22 protein-coding genes and 2 tRNA genes are annotated in these 23,864 nt (G+C 71.5%); 5 read left to right on the forward strand and 19 right to left on the reverse strand.

What is annotated here, in order from left to right; all coding sequences use genetic code 11:
- Positions 1 to 56: 56 nt before the first annotated feature.
- The 4 genes from ACTWJ8_RS14900 to leuS all read right to left on the reverse strand — a co-directional run bounded on the left by ACTWJ8_RS14900 (position 57) and on the right by leuS (position 5,929).
- The gene (locus ACTWJ8_RS14900) at positions 57 to 731 is read right to left on the reverse strand and encodes a helix-hairpin-helix domain-containing protein (protein WP_443264071.1); all 675 of its coding nucleotides are present in this window, start codon (positions 729 to 731) and stop codon (positions 57 to 59) included.
- A gap of 561 nt (positions 732 to 1,292) precedes the next feature.
- Complete coding sequence (locus ACTWJ8_RS14905) at positions 1,293 to 2,141, reverse strand: DegV family protein (protein ID WP_356377020.1); 849 nt, start codon at positions 2,139 to 2,141, stop codon at positions 1,293 to 1,295.
- A gap of 63 nt (positions 2,142 to 2,204) precedes the next feature.
- Positions 2,205 to 2,873: a hypothetical protein gene (locus ACTWJ8_RS14910; RefSeq protein ID WP_356377018.1), complete on the reverse strand. Its 669-nt coding sequence runs from the start codon at positions 2,871 to 2,873 to the stop codon at positions 2,205 to 2,207.
- A 131-nt stretch (positions 2,874 to 3,004) separates the two neighbouring features.
- A complete protein-coding gene (leuS, locus tag ACTWJ8_RS14915) occupies positions 3,005 to 5,929 on the reverse strand; it encodes a leucine--tRNA ligase (protein WP_443264072.1) in 2,925 nt (974 codons plus the stop codon).
- 457 nt (positions 5,930 to 6,386) lie between these two features.
- On the opposite strand from leuS, the gene ACTWJ8_RS14920 reads away from it, so the two are divergent.
- Together ACTWJ8_RS14920 and ACTWJ8_RS14925 are read left to right on the forward strand one after the other, a co-directional pair.
- Positions 6,387 to 7,538 (forward strand): cytochrome b/b6 domain-containing protein, encoded by a 1,152-nt coding sequence (locus tag ACTWJ8_RS14920; RefSeq protein WP_443264073.1) that lies wholly within the window; start codon positions 6,387 to 6,389, stop codon positions 7,536 to 7,538.
- Positions 7,535 to 9,115 carry an NADH-ubiquinone oxidoreductase-F iron-sulfur binding region domain-containing protein gene (locus ACTWJ8_RS14925; protein ID WP_356377010.1) on the forward strand — a complete coding sequence of 527 codons (1,581 nt, stop codon included), beginning with the start codon at positions 7,535 to 7,537 and terminating at the stop codon, positions 9,113 to 9,115. Before ACTWJ8_RS14920 ends, ACTWJ8_RS14925 begins: the two co-directional genes overlap by 4 nt.
- A 74-nt stretch (positions 9,116 to 9,189) precedes the next feature.
- On the opposite strand, the gene ACTWJ8_RS14930 is transcribed toward ACTWJ8_RS14925, so the two are convergent.
- Positions 9,190 to 9,262: transfer RNA gene (locus tag ACTWJ8_RS14930), tRNA-Ala, on the reverse strand.
- A gap of 148 nt (positions 9,263 to 9,410) precedes the next feature.
- Between ACTWJ8_RS14930 and ACTWJ8_RS14935 the strand changes: the two genes are divergently transcribed.
- Positions 9,411 to 10,598, forward strand: coding sequence for a glycosyltransferase 87 family protein (locus ACTWJ8_RS14935; RefSeq protein WP_443264074.1), 1,188 nt, complete (start codon positions 9,411 to 9,413; stop codon positions 10,596 to 10,598).
- Here the strand turns inward: ACTWJ8_RS14935 and ACTWJ8_RS14940 are convergent.
- The 9 genes from ACTWJ8_RS14940 to ACTWJ8_RS14980 all read right to left on the reverse strand — a co-directional run bounded on the left by ACTWJ8_RS14940 (position 10,567) and on the right by ACTWJ8_RS14980 (position 15,196).
- On the reverse strand, positions 10,567 to 10,800 hold the full coding sequence (locus ACTWJ8_RS14940; RefSeq protein ID WP_306323842.1) for a hypothetical protein: 234 nt from the start codon (positions 10,798 to 10,800) through the stop codon (positions 10,567 to 10,569). The two genes, ACTWJ8_RS14935 and ACTWJ8_RS14940, sit on opposite strands and share 32 nt — an antisense overlap.
- A 10-nt stretch (positions 10,801 to 10,810) precedes the next feature.
- Positions 10,811 to 10,969: a hypothetical protein gene (locus ACTWJ8_RS14945; protein WP_356377005.1), complete on the reverse strand. Its 159-nt coding sequence runs from the start codon at positions 10,967 to 10,969 to the stop codon at positions 10,811 to 10,813.
- Between the two features lie 166 nt (positions 10,970 to 11,135).
- A tRNA-Ala gene (locus ACTWJ8_RS14950) sits at positions 11,136 to 11,208 on the reverse strand.
- Positions 11,209 to 11,320: 112 nt separating this feature from the next.
- Positions 11,321 to 11,968 carry a histidine phosphatase family protein gene (locus tag ACTWJ8_RS14955; protein WP_356377002.1) on the reverse strand — a complete coding sequence of 216 codons (648 nt, stop codon included), beginning with the start codon at positions 11,966 to 11,968 and terminating at the stop codon, positions 11,321 to 11,323.
- Complete coding sequence (gene rsfS, locus ACTWJ8_RS14960; protein ID WP_356376999.1) at positions 11,965 to 12,399, reverse strand: ribosome silencing factor; 435 nt, start codon at positions 12,397 to 12,399, stop codon at positions 11,965 to 11,967. Before rsfS ends, ACTWJ8_RS14955 begins: the two co-directional genes overlap by 4 nt.
- Before the next feature lie 91 nt (positions 12,400 to 12,490).
- Positions 12,491 to 14,095 carry an LCP family protein gene (locus ACTWJ8_RS14965; RefSeq protein WP_443264075.1) on the reverse strand — a complete coding sequence of 535 codons (1,605 nt, stop codon included), beginning with the start codon at positions 14,093 to 14,095 and terminating at the stop codon, positions 12,491 to 12,493.
- 26 nt (positions 14,096 to 14,121) lie between these two features.
- On the reverse strand, positions 14,122 to 14,784 hold the full coding sequence (nadD, locus tag ACTWJ8_RS14970) for a nicotinate-nucleotide adenylyltransferase (protein WP_356376993.1): 663 nt from the start codon (positions 14,782 to 14,784) through the stop codon (positions 14,122 to 14,124).
- Positions 14,785 to 14,828: 44 nt separating this feature from the next.
- On the reverse strand, positions 14,829 to 14,990 hold the full coding sequence (locus ACTWJ8_RS14975) for a hypothetical protein (protein WP_356376991.1): 162 nt from the start codon (positions 14,988 to 14,990) through the stop codon (positions 14,829 to 14,831).
- Positions 14,991 to 15,055: 65 nt separating this feature from the next.
- Positions 15,056 to 15,196 carry a hypothetical protein gene (locus tag ACTWJ8_RS14980; protein ID WP_356376988.1) on the reverse strand — a complete coding sequence of 47 codons (141 nt, stop codon included), beginning with the start codon at positions 15,194 to 15,196 and terminating at the stop codon, positions 15,056 to 15,058.
- Between the two features lie 103 nt (positions 15,197 to 15,299).
- Here ACTWJ8_RS14980 and ACTWJ8_RS14985 point away from each other — a divergent pair, with 103 nt between their 5' ends.
- Positions 15,300 to 16,382 (forward strand): M48 family metallopeptidase, encoded by a 1,083-nt coding sequence (locus ACTWJ8_RS14985; RefSeq protein ID WP_443264076.1) that lies wholly within the window; start codon positions 15,300 to 15,302, stop codon positions 16,380 to 16,382.
- Between the two features lie 22 nt (positions 16,383 to 16,404).
- On the opposite strand, the gene ACTWJ8_RS14990 is transcribed toward ACTWJ8_RS14985, so the two are convergent.
- The 5 genes from ACTWJ8_RS14990 to proB form a co-directional block, all read right to left on the reverse strand.
- On the reverse strand, positions 16,405 to 17,493 hold the full coding sequence (locus tag ACTWJ8_RS14990) for an SCO2583 family membrane protein (RefSeq protein ID WP_356376983.1): 1,089 nt from the start codon (positions 17,491 to 17,493) through the stop codon (positions 16,405 to 16,407).
- 89 nt (positions 17,494 to 17,582) lie between these two features.
- Positions 17,583 to 18,164, reverse strand: a complete 582-nt coding sequence (locus tag ACTWJ8_RS14995) for an SCO2584 family spore wall biosynthesis protein (protein WP_443264077.1) — start codon at positions 18,162 to 18,164, stop codon at positions 17,583 to 17,585.
- Between the two features lie 49 nt (positions 18,165 to 18,213).
- Positions 18,214 to 19,503 carry a glutamate-5-semialdehyde dehydrogenase gene (locus tag ACTWJ8_RS15000; RefSeq protein ID WP_443264078.1) on the reverse strand — a complete coding sequence of 430 codons (1,290 nt, stop codon included), beginning with the start codon at positions 19,501 to 19,503 and terminating at the stop codon, positions 18,214 to 18,216.
- Positions 19,504 to 19,681: 178 nt separating this feature from the next.
- Positions 19,682 to 20,158 (reverse strand): hypothetical protein, encoded by a 477-nt coding sequence (locus ACTWJ8_RS15005; protein ID WP_356376974.1) that lies wholly within the window; start codon positions 20,156 to 20,158, stop codon positions 19,682 to 19,684.
- A 164-nt stretch (positions 20,159 to 20,322) separates the two neighbouring features.
- Positions 20,323 to 21,429 carry a glutamate 5-kinase gene (gene proB, locus ACTWJ8_RS15010; protein WP_443264079.1) on the reverse strand — a complete coding sequence of 369 codons (1,107 nt, stop codon included), beginning with the start codon at positions 21,427 to 21,429 and terminating at the stop codon, positions 20,323 to 20,325.
- A gap of 308 nt (positions 21,430 to 21,737) precedes the next feature.
- Between proB and ACTWJ8_RS15015 the strand changes: the two genes are divergently transcribed.
- Positions 21,738 to 23,852 carry a hypothetical protein gene (locus ACTWJ8_RS15015; RefSeq protein ID WP_443264080.1) on the forward strand — a complete coding sequence of 705 codons (2,115 nt, stop codon included), beginning with the start codon at positions 21,738 to 21,740 and terminating at the stop codon, positions 23,850 to 23,852.
- Positions 23,853 to 23,864: the final 12 nt, after the last annotated feature.

Consider the following 23,864-nt stretch of genomic DNA (forward strand, 5'->3'; position numbering starts at 1 on the left):
AGCGTTCGCCGCTCCCGCCGCTCCGGCCTCTTCCGTCACCTCCCCCGTCGTCCGCGTCATGGCCGCACGAGGTTCTGAAGGTCCTCGAAGCGGCGGTCCCCGATCCCGTTCACCTCGCGCAGTTCGCCGACGGAGCGGAAACCGCCGTGCTCCGTGCGGTAGTCGACGATGTGCTGCGCCAGGACGGGGCCCACGCCGGGCAGCGTGTCGAGTTGGTCGAGCGTGGCCGTGTTGAGCCCGATCGGGCCCGCGGGCGGGGACCCGGCCGCCACGGGCCCGCCACCCGGTGGTGCGGCGGCGGCCGACGCCGAGGCGCCCACCACGACCTGCTCGCCGTCCACGAGGAGCCGCGCCCTGTTGATCCCCGCGGGGTCGGTGCCGGGCCGCAGTCCTCCGGCCGCCCGCAAGGCGTCCGCAACGCGGGCTCCCGGCGGCAGCCGGTGGATTCCGGGCCGCCGCACCTTTCCGCTGACGTCCACGACGATGCCGGGCCCACCGCTCGACGCGGGCCCCGACGACGCTCCGGGCGAGGCCCCGGCATCCGGTGGCGCCACCGCTCGCGGGGCCGCGGCCCGTACCGTCTCCGGCGCCCGCACCGGCTGCGTACGCCCGGCCCAGAAGTGCTGCACGGCGAAGAGCGCCACCACGGCGACGAGCACCGCCAGGGCCACGGCGCCGCGCCGCTCGACGCCGCACCGCTTCTGCAGCCACAGCGGCAGCCGGTCCCGCACCGCGAGCGCGACACGCTCCGCCCGCGACGGAACGGCAACCGCCGGCGCCCCCGCCGCCTCGGACCCCCGCGGATTCGATGCCCGCGGCGGACCCGCCGTACCCGGCGATCGCGACGGCCCCAGCGGCCCCGGCAGGCCCGACGCCCGCGACGGCCCAGACCGCCCGGGCGGACCCGACACCCGCGACGGGACGGCAACCGATGGCGACTCCGCCGACTCAGCCCCCCGCATCCACGCCGAGCCCGACGGCCCCGGCAGCCCCGGCGTCCGCGCCGAGTCCGGTGGCGCGAACAATGCCTCCGCCCGCACCCGCGTCCGCTCCGCCTCCACCCGCCTGCGCCGTGCGCGCCGCCGCAGCACGTGCCGCTGCCGCCGCCCCGCGCGGCCGTCGGAGGCGGGGGCGCGCCCCGGCCCGCTGGATCCGTGTGCTGTCCGTGTCCGTGATCGAAGTGCCATGTCACGAGACGGTAGGCAGCACCCGCCCCACGAGTGGATCTTGCTCAATTCCCGGGGATTACCCGGCAGTTGTGGAAAACCCGGCCACCCTCACGAGCTCACGAGCTACGTCCGGGGCGACACCACAGCCCCGAGCAGCCCCGGCCCCGTGTGCGCCCCGATCACCGCCCCCACCTCGCTGACATGCAGCTCGGCGAGGCCCGGCACCCGCTCGCGGAGCCACTCCGCGAGCGCCTCCGCCCGCTCCGGCGCCGCCAGATGGTGCACGGCGATGTCCACCTGCCCGCTGCCCGCCCGCTCGGCCACGATCTCCTGCAACCGCGCGATCGCCTTCGACGACGTGCGGACCTTCTCCAGGAGTTCGATGCGCCCCGCGTCGAGCTGGAGCAACGGCTTGACCGCGAGCGCGGAGCCGAACAGCGCCTGCGCGGCACCGATCCGCCCGCCCCTGCGCAGATAGTCCAGGGTGTCGACGTAGAAGTACGCGGAGGTGCCCGACGCCCGCTTCTCCGCCGCGTTCACCGCCTCGTCGACCGTGCCTCCCGCGTCGGCCGTCTCCGCCGCCGCGAGCGCGCAGAACCCGAGCGCCATGGCCACCATCCCGGTGTCCACGACCCGCACCGGCACCGGCGCCTCGCGCGCGGCCAGCACCGCCGCGTCGTACGTCCCGGAGATCTCGGCGGACAGGTGCAGCGACACGATGGCGGTGGCGCCGGACTCGGCCACCTTGCGGTACGTCTCCGCGAACAGCTCGGGGCTGGGTCTCGACGTCGTCACCGACCGGCGCTTCTGCAGGGCCTCCGCGACCGAGCGGGCGGAGATCTCCGTGCCCTCCTCGAGCGCCCGGTCACCCAGGACCACGGTCAACGGCACCGCCGTGATGCCGTGGCGCTCCATCGTCCGCTGCGGCAGGTAGGCCGTTGAATCGGTGACGATCGCGACATGGCGGGACATGCACCGGAGATTACCTGCCGCGGCCGGTGCGCGGCAGCCCGGCCCCTACCCACCGGCACCGGTTCAAGTCGTGCTCTCCGGGCGGGGTTTCTTCTGCCACGGGTACACGGGGCGTACGCCTGGCGGAGTGATGGCCTGCCTGTCCCGCTCCGGTGCGGGGTCCTGCCCCGCCGGTTCCTGGGCGGGCCCGGTCGTCCAGTGCCGCAGCGCCCCCGCCTCCAGGTCGATCTGCGAGCGCAGCGCGTCCAGGTCGTCGCTCGCGAACCGGGAGGCCCGGTCGCGGGCCGCGTGCCGCAGGGCGTCGGCGGACGACGTGATCTGCTCCGTGCGCGCCCTGAGCTCCGGCAGCAGCCGCGCCGCGTGCGCCTTGTCGGGCTCGCTCTCCAGCCGCTTGAGCTCGGCGTCCACCTCGTGCCCGTGCGCGCTCAGACGCTCGAAGAGGCCCAGGGACTCCTTGAGCGAGGGGTCCTCGGCCACGCGCGCGTGCAGCGCGTCCTGCGTGGCCCGCATGGAGGTGCGCAGCTTCAGCCGCAGCTGGGCGAGCTCGGCGGCCGTGCCGGGCTGGGCGAAGCTCTTGGCGCGCAGCGTGGTGTCCTCGACGGCCCGCCGCGCCTGCTCGACCTTGCGGTCCACGCCGCGCTTGGCGGCGCCGACGGCCTTCACGGTCACGTACCCGCCGAACGCCAGGAAGGCGACGAAGATCAGCGCAATGATCACCAGCACGACATCCATGGCGCTCTCTCCTCCGGGTCGCCCCGTCTCCAACCGGCTTCTCTCCACGGTAAACGGAACGGGCAGGCCGAGGGTTCCAGCGGAACCCCCAACCTGCCCGTAGGGAACAACCCCGAGCCGGCGCGCGAGCGCTACGCGGGCACGATGTTCACCAGCTTCGGCGCCCGCACGATGACCTTGCGGATGCCGGCGCCGTCCAGGGCGGCGACGACCTTCTCGTCGGCCAGCGCGATCTTCTCCAGCTCCTCGTCGGAGATCGAGGGGGAGACCTCCAGGCGGGCCTTGACCTTGCCCTTGATCTGCACGACGCAGGTCACGGACTCGTCGACCACGTACTCGGGGTCGGCGACCGGGAAGTCCTGGTGGACGACGGAGTCGTCGTGGCCCAGCTTGCGCCACAGCTCCTCGCCGACGTGCGGGGCCAGCGGCGCGATCAGCAGCACCAGGCGCTCGGCCACGGAGCGCGGCAGCGAGCCGCCCTGGTAGGCCTTGACCAGGTGGTTGTTCAGCTCGGTGACCTTGGCGATGGCGGTGTTGAACCGCATGCCCTCCAGGTCGCCGCGCACGCCGTCGATCGCCTTGTGCAGGGCGCGCAGCGTCGCCACGTCGATGTCGGCCTCGGGCACGTCCACGACGGTGACCTCGCCGGTCGTCTCGTCGACGATGTTGCGCCACAGCCGCTGCAGCAGACGGAACTGGCCGACCACCGCGCGCGTGTCCCACGGCCGGGAGACGTCCAGCGGGCCCATCGCCATCTCGTACAGGCGCAGCGTGTCCGCGCCGTACTCGGCGCAGATCTCGTCCGGCGTGACGGCGTTCTTCAGGGACTTGCCCATCTTGCCCAGCAGGCGGGAGACCTTCTCGCCCTGGTAGTAGTACGCGCCGTCGCGCTCCTCCACCTCGGCGGCCGGTACGGCGATGCCGCGCGCGTCACGGTAGACGTACGCCTGGATCATGCCCTGGTTGTACAGCTTGTGGAACGGCTCGGCCGACGAGATGTGGCCCAGGTCGAACAGCACCTTCGACCAGAAGCGGGCGTACAGCAGGTGCAGCACGGCGTGCTCGGCGCCGCCGACGTACAGGTCGACGCCGCCGGTGGGCATGCCCTCGCGGGGGCCCATCCAGTACTGCTCGATCTCGGGGTCGACCAGCTTCTCGTCGTTGTGCGGGTCCAGGTAGCGCAGCTCGTACCAGCAGGAACCGGCCCAGTTGGGCATCGTGTTGGTCTCGCGGCGGTACTTCTTCGGTCCGTCGCCCAGGTCCAGCGTGACGTTGACCCAGTCCTCGTTGCGCGACAGCGGCGTCTCGGGCTGCGTGTCGGCGTCGTCCGGGTCGAAGGTGCGCGGGCTGTAGTCCTCGACCTCGGGCAGCTCCAGCGGCAGCATCGACTCGGGCAGCGCGTGGGCGACGCCGTCCTCGTCGTAGACGATCGGGAAGGGCTCACCCCAGTAGCGCTGGCGGCTGAACAGCCAGTCGCGCAGCCGGAAGTTGACGGTGCCGGCGCCGATGCCCTTGCGCTCCAGCCACTCGGTCATCCGGGCCTTGGCGTCGGCGACGCCCAGGCCGTCCAGGTTCACCTCGTCGCTCGCGGAGTTCACCAGCTCCGCCTCGTACGCGACGAACGCGTCGTCCCACGTCGAGGGGTCGGTGCCGCGGTCGTCGGAGGGCCGCACGACGCACCGCATCGGCAGCTCGAAGGCGCGTGCGAAGGCGAAGTCGCGGCTGTCGTGGGCCGGGACGGCCATGATCGCGCCGGTGCCGTAGCCCATCAGCACGTAGTCGGCGATGAAGACCGGGACCTGCTCGCCGCTGACCGGGTTGGTCGCGAACGCGCCGGTGAAGACGCCGGTCTTGTCCTTGGCCTCGGCCTGGCGCTCGACGTCGGACTTGGAGGCGGCCTGCTTGCGGTAGGCGGCGACGGCCTCGCCGGGGGTGGCGTGGCCGCCCGTCCACACGTCGTGGGTGCCCTCGGGCCAGGCGGCCGGGACGATCTTCTCGACCAGGTCGTGCTCGGGCGCCAGCACCATGTAGGTGGCGCCGAACAGGGTGTCCTGGCGGGTCGAGAAGACGGTGATCCGCTCCTCGCCGGAGCCGGCCCCCTCGGCGGACGGGACGGCGAAGTCGATACGGGCGCCCTCGGAGCGGCCGATCCAGTTGCGCTGCTGCAGCTTGATCGCCTCGGGCCAGTCCAGGCCGTCCAGGTCCTCCAGCAGGCGGTCCGCGTAGGCGGTGATCCGCATGTTCCACTGGCGCAGCTTGGCCTTGAAGACGGGGAAGTTGCCGCGCTCGGAGCGGCCGTCGGCGGTGACCTCCTCGTTGGCCAGGACGGTGCCCAGGCCCGGCGCCCAGTTCACGGGCGCGTCGGAGGCGTACGCCAGGCGGTACTCGCCCAGGATCTCGGCGCGCTCGAAGGCACTCAGCGCGGACCAGGAGCCGCCGCCGGGCACGGCGCGCTCACCGGTCTCGAACTGCTTGACCAGGTCGGCGATCGGACGGGCCTTCTTCAGGTCGTCGTCGTACCAGGAGTTGAAGATCTGCAGGAAGATCCACTGCGTCCACTTGTAGTACTCCGGGTCGATCGTGGCGAACGACCGGCGCTTGTCGTGGCCCAGGCCCAGGCGGCGCAGCTGCGCCTTCATGTTGACCATGTTGGCCTCGGTCGACGTGCGCGGGTGGGTGCCCGTCTGCACGGCGTACTGCTCGGCGGGCAGGCCGAACGCGTCGAAGCCCAGGGTGTGCAGCACGTTGTGCCCGGTCATGCGCTGGAAGCGCGCGAAGACGTCGGTGGCGATGTAGCCCAGCGGGTGACCGACGTGCAGGCCCGCGCCGGAGGGGTACGGGAACATGTCCATGATGAACTTCTTGGGCCGCGACGCGACCGCCCGGTCCTCCTCGGTGGACCCGGCCAGGTCACCGCTCGGGTTGGGCGCCTCGTACGTGCCTTCGGCGTCCCAGAAGTCCTGCCAGCGTGCCTCGATGTCGGCGGCCATGGCCGCCGTGTAGCGGTGCGGCGCGACCGCCGCCTCGGAAGCGGCGGCGGTGTTCGTCTCGCTCATGATCCTCAAAGCTCCATCGATCGTCTCTGCCAGCGGCCAGTGCTTAGAAAGTCCAGTGCTTAGGAAATGAAAAAACCCCTCGCACAGGAGGGGACGCCGCGCTGAGTTGATTCCTTGATCAGCGCGGCTTGCTAAGCAGAAGGCGTACGGCACGCATGGCGTCAGGGTACCGCAGCCCTCGACCGACCCGCGACGGGCTTCCCCGCGCCCCCGGCCGCCCCACGGGTTACTCGGCGTACCGGCCACTATCGGGACAACGCAAAGACCAAACATCAAGCAGATAACAGCGAGATAACTCAAACCTCGTACTGCCCGGTATGCATCGACCTAGAGTGCGGGCCGTGGGACCACCGTGCCGAACCATTTCGGAGTCGCACCCATGAACCCTCGAACCCCTCACGCCCTGAACTCCCTTCGTACGCCGGGCGGTTCACGCACCCCCGGCGTCGGCCGTCGCATGAGAACGGGGCTGCTCAGCGCGGCGGTCGTCCTCCTGCTGCCCGTGCTCGTGGCCAGCGGGAGCGACGCCGTGCGGGCGACGCTCGACTTCGGTGCGGGCGTCCTCTCCCTGGTCTCGCTGACCTCGTCCGTGGTGTGGGGCCTGGTCGCGTCCGACCGGGTCTTCCTCACGTCGAGACAGCGGCTGCTCGCGCAGGCCGTGCACCGGATCACCGCGGTGTCCTCGCTGGTCTTCCTGCTGCTGCACATCAGCGTGAAGCTCGCGCTCTCGCACGTGACGCTGCTCGGCGCCCTGATCCCGTTCTCCGGGGGCTTCCAGGGCAGCGCGGGCCTGATCGGCCTGGGCGTCACCGCGGGACTCCTCATGATCACCACGGGTGTCACGGGCGCGCTGCGCAGCTCCATGGCCTCGCCCGCCCGGCTCGCCGCCCGCTGGCGCGCGACCCACATGCTCGCCTACCCGGCCTGGTGCTTCGCCCTCATGCACGGCCTGTACGCGGGCCGGGCCGCGAAGGCGTACGTGACGGTCCTGTACTGCCTCGCCCTGGTCGCGGTCGCCGGGGCGATCGCCCTGCGGGCCGCGCCGCAGCCCTTCCGCCGCAAGGTCGCGGTGCGCATCCTCGACTTCCTGGACGCGGGCCCGCGCGCGAGCGGCACCAGGCGGGCCGGAACGCCCCGCCCCCAGCCCCGTACGGAGCCCACGACCGCACCCGCGCCGCCTCCCCAGTCGGCCTACGAGCCCACTCCCCCGCCGCCCGCCGCCGACATCGGCTTCGCGGCCGCCTACCGCGCGGTCTCCTCCCTGCCCCGCTCCGAGCTGCCCACCCAGTCGCTCCCGTACGCGCAGCAGTACGCGGCGCCCGCGCACGACGAGCGCTGGCCCACGCCGTCCCCGCCCCCGCCCGCCGAGGCCCCGCCCTCCCACTACGACCCGACGTACGACACCCCCTACGGAGGCGTGCCCGGCTCCCCCGCCCCGAGCGCCTACGAAGAGGGCTACGACGGCACTTCTTACGGAGGCGGGCCGAACAGCGGCGCCCCCACACACGTATACGAAGACGTCCCCGAACCCACCGAACCGCTCCCCGGCCCCTTCCAAGCACCCGCTTCCGGCGAGCCCTGGACCACGCCCTACGGAGGCACGCAGTGAACACGGCACTGCCCGACGTCCCGGAGGTCCGCGTCGTCGGCCTTCCCCAGCTCACGTCGGGGTTCGACCTCGTGGAGCGGCTCGACCTCGACATGCACCTCAAGGTGCACGGCCCGCTGGAACCCATGGCCGGTGAGCCGCTCGCCCAGCTCGCCCAGGCGATATCCCTGCGCGGCCGGGGCGGCGCGGGCTTCCCGTTCGCCAAGAAGCTGCGCGCGGTCGCGGAGTCGGCGATCCGGCGCGGGGTGCGCCCGGTCGTCGTCGTCAACGGCAGCGAGGACGAGCCGGCCTGCCGCAAGGACACCGTCCTGATCAACCGGGCGCCGCACCTGATCCTGGACGGCGCCCTGCTGGTCGCGGAGGCGATCGGGGCCCGCACCCTCGTCGTCGGCGTGACCCGTGACAGCACCGAGGCCTCGATGCAGGCGGCGCTCGCCGAGCGGGGCCTGTCCAACCGCCGTAATTCCCCGCTACGCGCGCGGGTGCAGCGCAATCCGGTGCGGATGGTCACCGGCGAGTCGTCGGCCCTGATCCGCTCCGCGGACGGCGGCCCGCCGATGCCGCCGGGACGCAAGGTCCGCGCCTCCGACTCCGGCGTCGGGGGCGCGCCCACGCTCCTGTCGAACGCGGAGACCTTCGCCCAACTCGCCGTCGCCGCCCGCACGGGCGCCGAGCGCTACTGCCGCACCGGCCTGCACGACGAGCCCGGCACGGTGCTGCTCACGATCTCCGGTGCGGTCGCCCGGCCGATGGTCGTCGAGGTGCCGTCCGGCGTCCCGCTGCGCTACGTCCTCCAGCTCGCGGGCGCGCCGCCGCTGCCCCAGGGCGTCCTCACGGGCGGCTACCACGGCAAGTGGCTCGACGGGGTCGGGGCGCAGGACGCGATCGTCTCCCGCGCCTCCCTGGAGGCCTCCGGCGGCGCGCTGGGTGCCGGGGCGATCCTGCCGATCGGCCCGGACACCTGCCCGCTCGGCGAGGCCCTGAAGGTGGCGCAGTGGCTGGCGGCGGAGAGCGCGGGCCAGTGCGGGCCCTGCTACCTGGGCCTCCCGGCGGCGGCGCGCGGCCTGGCCGACGTCCTGAACGGGGGCGGTCCGACGGCCCTCGAGGCGCTGCGCGAGGTCACGCGCGCGGTGAAGCGGCGCGGGGCGTGCAAGCACCCGGACGGTTCGGCGGCGTTCATCGAGTCGACGATCTCGGCGTTCACGGACGATCTGGCGGCGCACGTGCTGGGCGCCGGCTGCGGCCGCCCGGTGCAGGGTGTGCTGCCGCTGCACGCGGAGGCGCCGCAGGCCCCCGCGTCCGGCGGGAAGAAGCTGATGGTCGACTGGACGCTGTGCCGGGGCCACGGGCTGTGCGCGGACATCGTGCCCGAACTGCTGCAGCTGGGCCCCGACGGCTTCCCCACGGTCGCGGAGGCGGAGGTGCCGGGCTACTCGGAGGCGAACGCCGTACGGGCCGTGCGCCGCTGCCCCGCGCTGGCGCTGCGCATCGAGGGGGACGCCCCGGCGGCCGCCCCGCTGAGCCGTGTGCCGGCCCGCCCCGCGCTGCCGCCGGGCCGCAGCCGCGCCCGCAGGTGACCTGGCCTCGCGCACACAGCCCCGCACACACGACAGCGGGCCATCCGATTCGGATGGCCCGCTGTCAATTCCTGTGGAGCTAAGGAGAATCGAACTCCTGACCTCTTGCATGCCATGCAAGCGCTCTACCAACTGAGCTATAGCCCCTTGCTGTGGTCCTCCGGGTCTTTCCTGTCGGTTTCCCCGGCGGCGACGCCAACATTACACGGTCACCGGGGTGCATCACCAAATCGTTTCCGTTCCACCCGCTTCTGTACGGAAAAGTCGCTGGTGACAGCTACTAGTGTGCCCTCACGTGACTGTGCTCGCCCTGCCCCGCACCCGCCACGCCCCGGCAGCCCTCGGAGCCTGCCTGCTGTCGTTCGCCGCCTTCGTGATCGCACAGCGCGTGGCCGACGTCTCGATGATCGACCTGATGGTCTACCGGGCGGAGGGCTGGACGGTCCGCACCGGCGGCGACCTCTACGCCCTGCGCGCCACGTACGCCGATCTGCCGACCACGTACCCGCCGTTCGCCGCGCTGCTGTTCCTGCCGCTGACGTTCCTCGACGTGGTCACCATGAAGGTCGCCGCGACGCTCGCGAACCTGGCCCTGGTCGTCGCCCTGGTCCACCTCTCCTTGCGGCTCGTGCGCCGCCACGCGCGCGTGGAGCACGCTTTGTGGGTGGCGGCCGTCGCCGTGTGGTGCGAGCCGGTGTGGACGACGCTGCGCTACGGGCAGGTCAATCTGCTGCTCGCCGTGCTCGTCCTGTGGGACCTGACGCGGCGCCCGGGGCATCGCTGGGTGGGCGTGGGGATCGGCGTAGCGGCGGCGATCAAGCTGACGCCCGCGCTGTTCGCGGTGTTCCTGCTGTGCACGGGTCTCGCGCAGTTGGCGCGCGGCGGGGCCTGGCGTCCCTGGGTGCGCGGCGCGTGCGTCGCGGTCGGCTCGTTCGTCACGGCGACCGTGGTGACGGCCGTCGTCCTGCCGCGCGACTCCCGGCACTTCTGGACGCGGATGGTCTTCGAGTCGAACCGTCCGGGCCACGCCGAGGAGACCGGGAACCAGTCGCTGCGCGGCGTCCTCGCCCGCCTGCTGCACACCGGCGACCCCAGCGCCTGGTGGGTGCCCGCCGCCGCGGTGACGGCGCTCGTCGGGCTCGCGGTCGCGGTGGCCGCGGCGCTGCGCGGGCGCCGCGCACAGGCGGTCGTGGCCTGCGCGCTGACGGCGCTGCTGATCAGTCCGGTGTCGTGGTCCCACCACTGGGTGTGGTGCGTGCCGCTGGTGCTGCTCGTGTGGGAGTCGGGCCGGACGCGGGCCGCCGCCGCCACCGCCCTCGTGTTCTGCGCGTACGCGCTGTGGTGGGTGCCGCACGCCGACGGCAGGCCCGAACTCCACCAGAACCCGGGGCAGTCGGCGCTCTCCGCGCTCTACGTCGCGGTGGCCTGCGCGTTCCTCGGGTATGCGGCGGTCAGGCTGTGGCGAACGAGTAGAACCGCTTGAGCGTGCAGTGCTCGTCGAGGAGTCGGCCGTAGATCGGCTCGCCCTCCAGCTCCCGATACGTCTCGATCGGGTCGCCTTTTATGATCAGCGCCCGCGCGCATTCCTCGCACCAGTACTGGTAGTCGGGGTTCAGCGGTTCCATGTCCCGCACGATGGGCGTACCGCTGCCGCACCAGTCGCACTTCCTCCTGTGTGCACCCATGTCGTTCCGCTCAGCTCCAGCTGTGGCCGCAGGCCGTGCACACGTACGAGATCCCGCCGTTGTCGCCGAGCATCTGGGCGACGTGGTGGGAGCCGCAGGACGGACAGTTGAGGGACGACTCCGTCATGCCGAGGAAGCGATCGGCCTCCTCGTTGATGCTCAAGGGCATCGCGCACTCCCTCCCCAAACGGGCCGCCGTACCGGCCGTCCGATTCTGCCACGGCCACGGTGGCGTCCACAGAGGTATACGTTCCAGGCGGCCGCCGCACCTCAGACCAACCGCGTTCCGGCAACGAAAAATCCCGCCCCTTCTGGGACGGGATCTTCGATTCCTGTGGAGCTAAGGAGAATTGAACTCCTGACCTCTTGCATGCCATGCAAGCGCTCTACCAACTGAGCTATAGCCCCTTGCCTTCATCCGCTCCCCCGGGGGTTTCCCCGGCGGCCCGAACAAGAAGAACTTTAGCCTGCGACCTGCCAGAAAGTGAAATCCGGCCCCCGAGACCCTCGGGGACCGGTCTCAGTCGTCGTCGCCGAGCACCGGCTCGGGCAGCGTGCCCGCGTTGTGCTCGAGCAGACGCCAGCCGCGCGCGCCCTCGCCGAGGACGGACCAGCAGCAGTTCGACAGGCCGCCGAGCCCCTCCCAGTGGTGGGCCTCCAGGCCGAGCAGCCGGCCGATCGTGGTGCGGATCGTGCCGCCGTGGCTGACCACGACGAGCAGTCCGTCGTCGGGCAGCTTGTCCGCGTGCCGCAGCACGACGGGCGCCGCCCGGTCGGCCACCTCGGTCTCCAGCTCGCCGCCGCCGCGCCGCACGGGCTCGCCGCGCTTCCACGCCGCGTACTGCTCGCCGTACCGGGCGATGATCTCCTCGTGCGTGAGGCCCTGCCACTCGCCCGCGTACGTCTCGCGCAGGTTCTCGTCGTACGTGGGCTCGATGCCGGTCAGCGCGGTCAGCTCCGCCGCCGTGGCGGCGGCCCGCTTGAGGTCGGACGCCACGATCGCGTCCGGCTTCAGGGAGGCGAGCAGCCGGGCGGCGCGGCGGGCCTGGGCGACGCCGGTCTCGGTCAGCTCGATGTCCGTGCTGCCCTGGAAGCGGCGCTCCAGGTTCCAGGAGGTCTGGCCGTGCCGCCACAGGATGACGCGCCGACCCCGAGGGGTGGCGGTCACAGCACCTCGCCCTCGGCCGCGGCCTCCTGCTCCTGCGCGTGCTCGGCGCCCTTGCCGCGGGTCGCCTTGGCGTCCTCGGGCAGGTCGAGCTCGGGGCAGTCCTTCCACAGGCGCTCGAGGGCGTAGAAGACGCGCTCCTCGCTGTGCTGGACGTGGACGACGATGTCGACGTAGTCGAGCAGGATCCAGCGGGCGTCGCGGTCGCCCTCGCGGCGCACCGGCTTGGCGCCGAGCTCCTTGTTCAGCTTCTCCTCGATCTCGTCGACGATCGACTTGACCTGGCGGTCGTTGGGCGCCGACGCGAGCAGGAAGGCGTCCGTGATGGACAGCACGTCGCTGACGTCGTAGGCGATGATGTCGTGCGCGAGCTTGTCGGCCGCCGCCTGCGCGGCGGCGTTGATGAGCTCGATGGAACGGTCGGTGGCGGTCACTGCAAGGCTTTCCGTCGGCGGTCTGAATCCCCCGAGTGATCCCTCAGGGGGGTACCCCAAGGGTCTCACGGCCCACCGACACGCCTCACGGTCACCGACCGGTGTAGTTCCGGCCGAGGACCACGGACACGTCCGCGTTCCTCTCCGCCTTCCCCTTCGTCACCGCCGAGGTCGGCAGGCCGAGCGTCTTGGCGACCTCGACGGCGTCGTTCTTGTGCGCGGCGTCCGCGTAGGTGACGCGGGAGGTCGCGACCGTCGTGCCGGTGCCGCCGGAGACGAAGGTGTAGCCGCCGTTGACCAGGGCGACGCGGGCCTTCTCGGTGCGGGACCTGTCGCCGGTCGCGTTCTCGATGCCGACGCGCAGCGAGTCGCCGTCGGCCGGGGCCTTCACGGTGCCGCCCAGCACGTTCTCGACCACGGAGTCCGCGGTGGAGCGGGAGATCGCGCCGCCGCTCTGCACCGGCAGCACCTCGCTCCTGTAGTCGCCCTCCTTGGCGCGGTCGGCCAGCTTGGCGAGGAACGCGCCGAGGTCCTTCTCGGTCAGCGACGGGTCGAGGATCTGGGCGAGCGTCTGCACCGTCGTCGTCGCGGCCTGCGGGTCGGACGACATCTTGCGCAGCACGCCCTGCATGACCTGCCCGAACCGCTCCAGCTGCGCCGTCTGCGGCTCGCCCTTGCCACGGTACGTCGCGTAGGCCACGGCCGCCGGGCCGCTGAGGGTCTGGTCCGCGCCCTTGTGGACGAGGACGGTGCCCTTCTTGGCGGGGTCGGGGACGCTCGTGTTCGTGGTGACCTCGATGTTGCCGACGAGCTCGACGAGGTTGTTGAGGTACGGGGTGTCGAGGCGCCAGGTGCCCTCGATGTCGGTGCCGAGCAGCGTGTCGAGGGCGTCGCTGGTCCCGGAGGAGCCGTCCTCGTCGACGGACTTGGCGAGCGTGGTGCTGGTGCCGTCCTCGCCGGAGAGCGCGAGGGAGTTCGGCAGCAGGACGGTGGTGGCCCGCTTCGTGGTCGTGTTGTTCACGAGCAGCGCCGTGGAGGTGGCGCCGCCCTTGGTGTTGTGCAGGTGGACGACGATGACGTCACGGTTCTGCGGCCCGGTCGCCGCGGCCGTGCCCGCCGTGCCGGAGTCCTTCGACAGGAAGGGCAGCTTGCCCTGGTACCAGAGGTAGCCGACGCCGCCGACCAGGCACAGGACGAGGACGACGACGAGGGCGATACCCCGGTTGCGGCTGCGGCGGCGGGCCTCCTCGCGGCGCTCGGTGCGCGACTCGGTGAATTTCAGCCAGTCGATGACGTCCTCGGAGTCCTCGTCCGGCTCCTCGACGAACTGGAACTGCTCGGTGCGGTAGTCGCTCTCCTGCTGCGGTGCCCGCGGGGGCGGCGCCTGGTGCTGCGGGGGCTGGGGCTGCTGGGGCTGCTGCGGCGGTGCCTGCTGCGGGATGTAGGCGGTGGCCTGCTCGGTGCGCTGCGGGGCGGCCGCGCCGTACGGGTCGTACGGGTCGTACGCGGTGGGCTGCTGGGGCTGCTGCTGCGGGGGCTGCTGACCGGTCGCGTACGGGTCGTAGCCGTATCCGTACGCGGAGTTCTGCTCGTACGACGGCGCCTGCCGCACCGGCCGGTAGACCGGCTGCCCGGACTCGTCATAGCCGACCAGCTCGTAACTCTGCTGGTCGTAACCGTCGTATCGGTCGTTCACCGATGCCCCTCTCGGCGGTGCAGGGTTCAGTCGCCTCGGTACAGCTGGCGCTTGTCGATGTAGCGCACCACACCGTCCGGCACCATGTACCAGATGGGGTCCCCCTTGGCGACCCTGTCACGGCAGTCCGTGGACGAGATGGCGAGGGCGGGGACCTCGACGAACGAGACGCCGCCCTCCGGAAGGCCCGGGTCGGCGAGCGTGTGGCCCGGCCGCGTGACTCCGATGAAGTGTGCCAGGGAGAACAGCTCGTCCGTGTAGCGCCAGGTGAGGATCTGGCCGAGCGCGTCGGCGCCCGTGATGAAGAAGAGATCCGTCTCCGGATTGAGCTGGCGCAGGTCGCGCAGGGTGTCCGTGGTGTACGTCGGGCCGCCGCGGTCGATGTCGATGCGGCTCACCGAGAACTGCGGGTTCTCGGCGGTCGCGATGACCGTCATCAGATAGCGGTCCTCGGCCGGGGAGACGTTCTTGTCGCTCTTCTGCCACGGCTGCCCGGTGGGCACGAACACCACCTCGTCCAGGTGGAACTGCGCGGCGACCTCGCTGGCCGCCACCAGGTGTCCGTGGTGGATCGGGTCGAATGTGCCACCCATGACGCCGAGGCGTCGCTTGGCCGGTGAGGCCCATTCACGATCCGGGCCGCCGGCCGGGCTGTTGACCGGGCCGGTAGGCATGTCCTGCGCTCCCATGCGTGCAGAGCCTACTGGCCCGTTCTCAGTGGTTCCGTCCGGGCTCAGCGGTCGCGGTTGAAGCGCGTGGTGATCCACAGCAGCAGGAGCAGGATGACGAAAGCGGCACCGCCCGTCACCAGGGGGCTGAGGCTTTCGTGATTGCCGCCCTTCTCGCCCTCGGCGGCGAGGGTGGCGAGCTGGGCAGCGGTGCTGTGGAGGCTCATCTTCTGGAGGACCTATCCGGTGTGGGATCGGGACAAAGACTTCTGACCCATCGTAAGCGGTGGGGTCAGTCGTCGCGCTTGTAGCCCCGCAACAGGAACCAGGCGAGCAGGACGGCGCCGACCACGCCCACGATCAGCACGCCGCGCAACAGATTCCCCGGGCCCTGGCCCGATGCCGCGCTCAGGACGAGATCGATGTGCTCCATGACGGTTCGCTCCTTCGGTGTGCTGCCCCGTCACGGTATATCCGCCTAGTGTGGACCCCACCTTGGGGGCACGACCGGACACGAGGAACATGGGGGAAGTCGGATGCCCGACGAACCGAACGAGCGGCACGAGAACGTACCCAGCAGGCAGCGCCGGCGCTTCCCGGGGATCTCCTCCCGGGCCTACGAGCACCCCGCGGACCGCTCGGCGCTGGTCGCGCTGCGCAAGCTGAGCGGGTTCGACACGGTCTTCAAGGCGCTGAGCGGGCTGCTGCCCGAGCGCAGCCTGCGCCTGCTGTTCCTGTCGGACTCGGTGCGGGTGTCCGAGGAGCAGTTCGCGCATCTCAACACGATGCTGGAGGACGCCTGTTACATCCTGGACCTGGAGAAGGTCCCGCCGATGTACGTCAACCAGGACCCGCAGCCGAACGCGATGTGCATCGGCCTCGACGAGCCGATCATCGTCGTCACCACAGGCCTCGTGGAGCTCCTCGACGAGGAGGAGATGCGGGCCGTCGTCGGCCACGAGGTGGGGCACGCGCTGTCCGGGCACGCGGTGTACCGGACGATACTGCTGTTCCTGACGACGCTGGCGCTGCGCGTGGCGTGGATCCCGCTCGGCAACCTCGCGATCATGGCGATCGTGACGGCCCTTCGCGAGTGGTTCCGCAAGTCCGAACTCTCCGCGGACCGCGCGGGGTTGCTGGTGGGTCAGGACCTCGAGGCGTCCATGCGCGGACTGATGAAGATCGCGGGCGGCAACCATCTGCACGAGATGAACGTGGACGCGTTCCTCAAGCAGGCCGAGGAGTACGAGGCGGGCGGCGATCTGCGGGACTCCGTCCTGAAGATCCTCAACGTGCTGCCGCGTTCCCACCCGTTCACCACGGTGCGCGCCGCCGAGCTGAAGAAGTGGGCGGCGACCCGCGACTACCAGCGTCTGATGGACGGTCACTACCCGCGCCGCAGCGAGGACAAGGACACCTCGGTGACGGACTCGTGGCGCGAGTCGGCCTCGCACTACACGGACTCCGTGAAGACCTCGAAGGACCCGCTGATGAAGCTGGTCAGCGACATCGCGGGCGGCGCGGGCGACCTGGGCGGCCGGGTGCGGCGCGGCTTCGGGAACTTCGGCGGCGGCAACACGGGCAACCACGGCACGAAGGACGACGGCGCCGAGAGCTGAGCCGTCCGCGGGGCTGCGGGGGCTACACCTTCGGCTGGGCGTCGGGTGCGAGCGCGCCGCACAGCGCGGTCGCACTGTCCGTCGCGTACGGGTCGGTGCCCGCGGGGCCGCCCTCCTTGGCGCTCTCCCCGGCGAGCAGCGGGTGCAGGTATCCGGCGGCGTCGGACGAGCAGGCGTGGGGGCCCGCCTGGACGTAGGACACGAGCAGTTCGGTCTGGTGGTTGCGCAGGTCCTGGCGGTCGAAGCGGAAGTGCATGACGCGGCGGACGGTGAACAGGGAGGCCTCGGTCTTCTTGCCGTCCGCCGCCTTCGCCGTGGGGCGCAGCGCGTAGACGAAGGTGTGGTCGGAGGTCACTTCGAGGGTGTCCGCGGTGCTCTCGGTGGCGTGCAGCGCGCCGCGGACCCGGATGCGCGGGTCGGCGAGCCGGGTCCGCTCGGGGTCGAAGCGGACGAGCCAGCCGGTGGCGGCGTGCCGTCCGTCGGTGACGGGCCGCTCGACGCTCCGGTCGAACTGCGGGAGCTGCTGCGGGTCGATCAGCATTCGTACGGGGCGCACGGCGCCGTGCGTGAGCACGTCGGGGTCGAGCGAGGAGTCGACCAGGTAGTCCTTGGCGGTGGTGAGCGCGGTGACGACCTGGCTGTCGGAGAAGTGCGCGGTGCGGTGCGGCTCGGCCGGCAGGTCGATGGCGCGGGCTGCGCTCTTGAATCCGGCGGCGGGGCTGTGCCGGTACAGCTCGTTCACGGAGTCGGCGCCGGGCACGCGGCCCGTCGGGGCGAGGGGTATGACGGTCATCCGCAGCGGTTCGGTGTCCCGCGCCAGCGGCGTGGTGCGGTACGGGCTGCGTACGCCCATGTAGACCGCGGTGCCGAAGGCGACCACGATCAGGACGACGAGTATGACGGCCTGCCGGGTCAGTCCGCGGCGCAGCAGGGGCAGCCGGCGCACGGCGGGCGAGTGGTCGCCCATGCGTTCCTGCGCGGAGAACTCCTGGAGGCGGGCAGCCTTGACGAACGATTCGTCGAAGACGACGGATCGGTACTCTTCCTCGCTGCCGCCACCGCCGGGACCGCTGTCCGGCGTCCCCTCCGGTGGGTCTCCTGGCCCGCTCATACCTTCAGGGTAGGTCTCCGGGTCGTCAGGTAAACGCCCTGGTGCGCGTCAACTTGCCGGACGCCCGCGCGTGCGCCCCGAGCGCCCCTTCAGGGGGTGCGCGGGACCGCGGAGACGGCGGGCTGCGAGTAGTCGGCTGAGGCCGAGGGCGAGCCCGGAGCGTTCTTCTCCAGTTCCGTCGTCGCCGGTGGCGGCACCTCGTCCTGGCTGCCGGCCGACGCGCCGCGGTAGACGGCGGTGAAGGCGAGGGCGACCATGCCGATGCCCATCAGGAGGGCGAGCGCCCAGGCGACGGGCCTGCGCCAGCGGATGCTGCCCGCCGGGCGGCCCTCGCGGTCGAGCTCCTCCTCGTACAGTTCGTCCGACTCGTCCCCGTAGGGGCCGAATTCGCCGTCCTCGCCGCGGCCGTATCCGTCGGACTCGTCGTAGAAGTCGTCGTCGGAGCCCGGCCGTGTGCGGGTCCTGCGGGCCTCGGCCTCCTGGGCCTCGGCGCGCGCCTGCGCGGCGGCGAGCAGACGCTCGACCGCCGTGGGCTCATGGACCTCGGCAGCCCTGACGAAGTCCTCGTCGAAGACCACGGAGGCGAACTCTTCGTCCCAGCCCCCGCGGTCGTGGTCGTCGTCGGGCTCCCTGCCGTCCGGGAACGGCGTGCCCCCCACGTCCTCCGGCACCCGTCCAGCGTAGACCGAAGGGGTCAATTTGGGCAGACGGTGCGGGAATTCATCGGGTGTGGCCGTCGCCGGTGACGATGTACTTCGTGCTCGTGAGCTCGGGCAGGCCCATGGGGCCGCGGGCGTGCAGCTTCTGCGTGGAGATGCCGATCTCGGCTCCGAAGCCGAACTGGCCGCCGTCGGTGAACCGCGTCGACGCGTTGACGGCGACGGTCGTGGAGTCGACGAGCTGCGTGAAGCGGCGGGCCGCCTGCTGCGAGGTCGTGACGATGGCCTCGGTGTGCCCGGAGGACCACAGGCGGATGTGCTCGACGGCGCGGTCCATGTCGTCGACGACGGCGGCCGCGATGTCGTACGAGAGGTACTCGGTCTCCCAGTCGTCCGGGGTCGCCTCGACGACCTCGGCCTTGGACTGCGGGGCGTACGCGAGGATCCGGGCGTCGCCGTGGACGGTGACGCCCGCGTCGGCGAGCGCGTCGAGGGCGCGCGGCACGAAGGCGTCGGCGATGTCCTTGTGGACGAGCAGGGTCTCGGCGGCGTTGCACACGGAGACGCGGTGGGCCTTGGAGTTGACGAGGATGTCGACGGCCATGTCGAGGTCGGCGGCGGCGTCCACGTAGACGTGGCAGTTGCCGGTGCCGGTCTCGATGACGGGGACCGTGGAGTTCTCGACGACGTTCTTGATGAGCGAGGCGCCGCCGCGCGGGATCAGCACGTCGACGAGGCCGCGGGCGCGCATCAGCTCGGTCACCGATTCGCGGGACTCGCCGGGCACCAGCTGGATCGCGTCGGCGGGCAGCCCGGCACCGCCGACGGCGTCGCGCAGGACACGGACGAGCGCGGTGTTCGACTCGTACGCGGAGGAGCTGCCGCGCAGCAGTACCGCGTTGCCGGACTTGAGGCAGAGGGCGGCGGCGTCGACCGTGACGTTCGGCCGGGCCTCGTAGATGATGCCGACGACGCCGAGCGGGACGCGGACCTGGCGCAGGTCGATGCCGTTCGGGAGGGTGTTGCCGCGGACGACGGTGCCGACCGGGTCGGGCAGGGCGATGACGTCGCGCACGTCGGACGCGATCGCGCGGATCCGCTCGGCGGTGAGCGTGAGGCGGTCGATGATCGCCTCGGACGTGCCGGCCTCGCGGGCCTTGGCGATGTCCTTCGCGTTGGCCTCGATGATCTCCGCGGTGCGGACTTCCAGGGCGTCGGCCATCGCGCCGAGGGCGTCGTCCTTCTCGGCGCGCGGAAGGGCGGAGAGGTCGTTGGCGGCGGACCTCGCGCGGTACGCGGTCTGGGTCACCGGGGTCATCGAGTCGTAGGGGTTCAGCGGCAGCGACGTCATGCTCCGCAGGGTATCGGGGGTGTGGTCCCGGTCGGCCTCATGTTTCGGGAGGTGAGACATGGCTCAAAACGGCCTGGGCCACAGAGGTGGAGGTTTTCGCCTCGTTGCGGCCGGCCGGTGTTGCGCGCGCCCACGCGGCGGAGCCGCACATCGACACAGCCCCGCGCCCCTTTTTTACCTAGAAGGGGTGGACGCCTACCGGAGTCGCCGGGAGTGGGCCGTAGCCCTCGGCGATGCGGTGGTGGTAGGTCTGGCGGTCGATGACCTCGAGGCCGACGATCTCCCAGGGCGGGAGCTGCGAGGTGCGGCGGTGTTCGCCCCAGAGGCGGAGGGCGACGGCTGCCGCGTCGTGCAGGTCGCGGGCCTCTTCCCAGTAGCGGATCTCGGCGTGGTCCACGGCGTAGCGGCTGGTCAGCAGGAAGGGGTGGTCGTGCGCGAGCTGTTCGAGGCCGCGGCGCACCTCCGCGAGCGGCGCCTCAGCGCCGGACACGCTGAGCGTGACGTGCCAGAGCCGGGGGCCTTCCTCAGTGCTCCCCTCATTGGCCTCTCCCGCGGTCTCCTCCTGGTAGGCGTCCCCCGCGGCCACGCTCGTCAGCGCCCGCTCGGCCGACCCTCGGGGCCCCTTGGACGCGGCCCCCGGGCGCGCTCGTCTCACGACGGCCTCCTTTGCGCAATGGTCGTGCGGACCTTCCCTGGATGAACTCCCCCCAAGAGTTCAGCAGGACACGGAGCTTCTTGCCTCGGTTTTGGGGAAGGTCCCCCTCGGGTGGCAGGCTTTCGGCCTTTCACACAGGCGATTTCGAAGGCGCGCGGCCCGTTTCAAGCCGGGAGGATGACCACGTCGTCCCTGTGTACGACTTCCCGCTCGTAGGCGGGACCGAGGTCGCGGGCGAGTTCGCGGGTGGAGCGGCCGATCAGCTGCGGGATCTCCTTGGCGTCGAAGTTGACGAGGCCGCGGGCGACGGCGGTGCCGTTCTCGTCGCGCAGTTCGACCGGGTCGCCCGCGGTGAACTCGCCCTCCACGGCCGCGATCCCGGCGGGCAGCAGCGACTTGCGGCGCTCGACCACGGCCCGTACGGCGCCGTCGTCGAGGGTGATGGCGCCCTGCGGGGTGGAGGCGTGCTGGAGCCACAGCAGGCGGTCGGCGCTGCGGCGGCCCGTGCGGTGGAAGTACGTGCCGGTGTCGCGGGCCGCGAGGGCATCGGCGGCGTGGCTGGCGCTGGTCAGGACCACCGGGATGCCGGCCGCCGCGGCGATCGAGGCGGCCTCGACCTTGGTGACCATGCCGCCGGTGCCGACGCCCGCCTTCCCGGCGGAGCCGATCTTGACGTGCGCTATGTCGGCGGGGCCGCGCACCTCGGCGATGCGGGAGCTGCCGGGCTTGCTGGGGTCGCCGTCGTAGAGGCCGTCGACGTCGGAGAGCAGGACGAGGAGGTCGGCGTGGACGAGGTGGGCGACGAGCGCGGCGAGCCGGTCGTTGTCGCCGAAGCGGATCTCGTCCGTGGCCACCGTGTCGTTCTCGTTGACGATCGGGAAGGACCCCATGGCCAGGAGCTGGTCGAGGGTCCGCGACGCGTTGCGGTGGTGGGCGCGGCGGGCCATGTCGTCGCTGGTCAGGAGGACCTGGCCGACACGGACGCCGTAGCGCGCGAAGGAGGCGGTGTAGCGGGCGACGAGGAGGCCCTGGCCGACGCTGGCCGCGGCCTGCTGGCGGGCGAGGTCCTTGGGGCGGCGGGTCAGGCCCAGCGGTGCGAGGCCGGCGGCGATGGCTCCGGAGGAGACGAGGACGATCTCCTTCTCTCCTCCGCTTCGGTGCTTCGCCAGGACGTCGACGAGGGCGTCGACGCGGTCCGCGTCCAGTCCCCCCGCCGCCGTCGTGAGTGACGACGATCCGACCTTGACGACGATCCGGCGGGCGTCCGCCACGCCCTGCCGTGACGTTCCCGACGCTGCCCCAGTTGATGCCCCTGACATGCCTGGCAATGTACGTGACCTGCCCCTTCGGCCGCTCTTGGGTTTCGAGGTACGGACAGGGCCGTGGAACGCCCGGTAACCAGGAAAGGGAGTCGGTCCCCGCGCATTCACGCCATTTGCCCGTGTTTCTACTGCTTACGGCCCCGGAGGATTGCTAGGGGGCCACAGAAAGTCATACGGTCAGTGGTCAGCATTTCCGCGAGGTGGACCTCCCCCACGGTCCCCCCACCCTCCGAGACCCCCTGCCAGGAGCCCAGCCCGTGCCCTCCGCCGGACGTGCCTCGCGCCGCCTCGTGCAGCTTTCCGCGCTGTTCACGATGTTCGCGCTCTATGTGGCCCAGCTCGTCAGCGCGCTCGTTCCGTACGTACCCGTTTTCGTCGCCGCGAGCGCGGCCGGACTCGCCCTAGACACATACCTGCAGTACAAGCAGCCGGGGCTGCTGTCGCTGCTCGGCAAGATCCGCTTCGACGTCACGGTGCGTCAGCTGCTGCGCGACATGCTGATCTTCGTCGGTCTGCTGCGCATCAGCGGCATCAACCCGCTCGACGAGCAGGCGCCGCTGCTCGTGATGGTGCTGGCGATGTACCTGCTGCACTTCGCGTGCCAGGCCGCCGCGGTCCTCGTACGCCGCTCCCGTACGCTGCCGATCGTCACGCGCAACATCGACGCGTCCGCGCTGAACCTGACGAAGTCGCCGCCGCGCCTCCTCGCCCGGCGCGCGGCCCACCGCCTGCTGACGTTCGCGATCCCGTCGACGCTCGGGCTGGTGATCACGGCCGCGACGACCAACGCGGTGTGGGGCGTCATCGGCATCGGTGTCTCCATCGCCCTCTTCCTCTTCGGCACGATCTTCCTCGGCACGTGGCTGCTGCCGAAGAAGCGTCCGGTGAGCGACGCCAAGGTCATGGAGTGGCTCGACGCGTGGCTGGCCGAGTACCAGCCGACCGTCGGCATGTACTTCTCCGGCGGCACCACCTCCGCGTACCAGGCGAACATGTGGCTCTCCACGCTCGCCGACGTCGACGGCAAGCCGCTGCTCGTGCTGCGCGAGCGCTTCATGGTGAACAAGATCGACGCCACCGACGTGCCGATCATCTGCTTCCCGAAGGTCGCCACGATGTTCTCCCTGGAGAACTCGACGCTGAAGATGCTGCTGCACCCGGCGAACGCCGCGAAGACCTCGCAGGTCCTGCGCATCCCCACGATCAAGCACGCGTTCATCAACCACGGCGAGTCCGACAAGCTGTCGTCCTGCAACCCGTACGCGAAGGCGTACGACGAGGTGTGGGTGGCGGGCCCCGCGGCGCGCGACCGCTACCAGCTCGCCGACGTCGGCGTCGACGACAAGGACGTCGTGGAGGTGGGCCGCCCGCAGCTGGCCCCCATCCAGCTGGCGTCCGGCCCGGCGACGGGCGCCCGCGGCGGAGCCGCTGATGGACACTTCACGACGGTCCTCTACGCCCCCACCTGGGAGGGCTGGGACGGCAACCCGGGCAACACCTCGGTGATCCTCGCCGGCGAGAACATCGTCCGGCACCTGCTCGACGACCCGAAGGTGCGGCTCATCTACAAGCCGCACCCGATGACCGGCTCGCAGGTGCCCGCCGCGGGCGAGGCCAACAAGCGCATCATGGCGATGATCCAGGAGGCCAACACGCGCCGCTCCGGCGCGCGTCCGGGCCCCGAGGCCGCCGTCGAGCTCGAGCGTCGCTTCGAGGCGCTCAACGCGCTGACCTCCACGAAGTTCCCCAAGGGCACGGACGAGATGGAGCGGATGCTGCTCCAGGGCCGGCCCGACGGGGACCGGGCGGCGGCGGTTGCCGAGGCGACCGCGGCGTGGGAGGAGGCGTACTGGGCGTCCTTCCCCGAGTGGGAGCACCTGATCATCACGCAGGCGCGGCCGGCGATCTTCACCTGCTTCAACGCGGCGGACGTCCTCATCTCCGACGTCTCCTCGGTCGTCTCCGACTGGCTGAGCAGCGAGAAGCCGTACGCCGTGGCGAACACGTCGGGGCTCTCGGAGGACGACTTCCGGTCCGGGTTCCCGACGGTGCGGGCGGCGACGATCCTCTCGCCCGAGGCGACCGAGGTCCCCGCGCTGCTCGCGGCCGTCAGGGGCGAGGCGCCGGACACGCACGCCGAGGCCCGGGTCGCCCTCAAGGAACACCTCCTCGGCCCGTCCGACCCGCCGTCCATCGACCGCTTCAACGCGGCCGTGCGCGCGCTGTGCGCCAAGGCGGACGAGCGCCGCGCCCGGATGGCGGCGCGCGGCGACGACGAGGTGCCGCCGACGCGTGAGGACTCCGTCGAGGAGGCGGCGGCGGAGGCGGAATCCTCCCCCGAGCCTGAGCCGGAGGACACGGTCACGGCATAGCGCACCCCGCGC

Source organism: Streptomyces sp. SDT5-1 (genome assembly GCF_052245995.1).
In the GTDB taxonomy this organism is placed as follows: domain Bacteria; phylum Actinomycetota; class Actinomycetes; order Streptomycetales; family Streptomycetaceae; genus Streptomyces.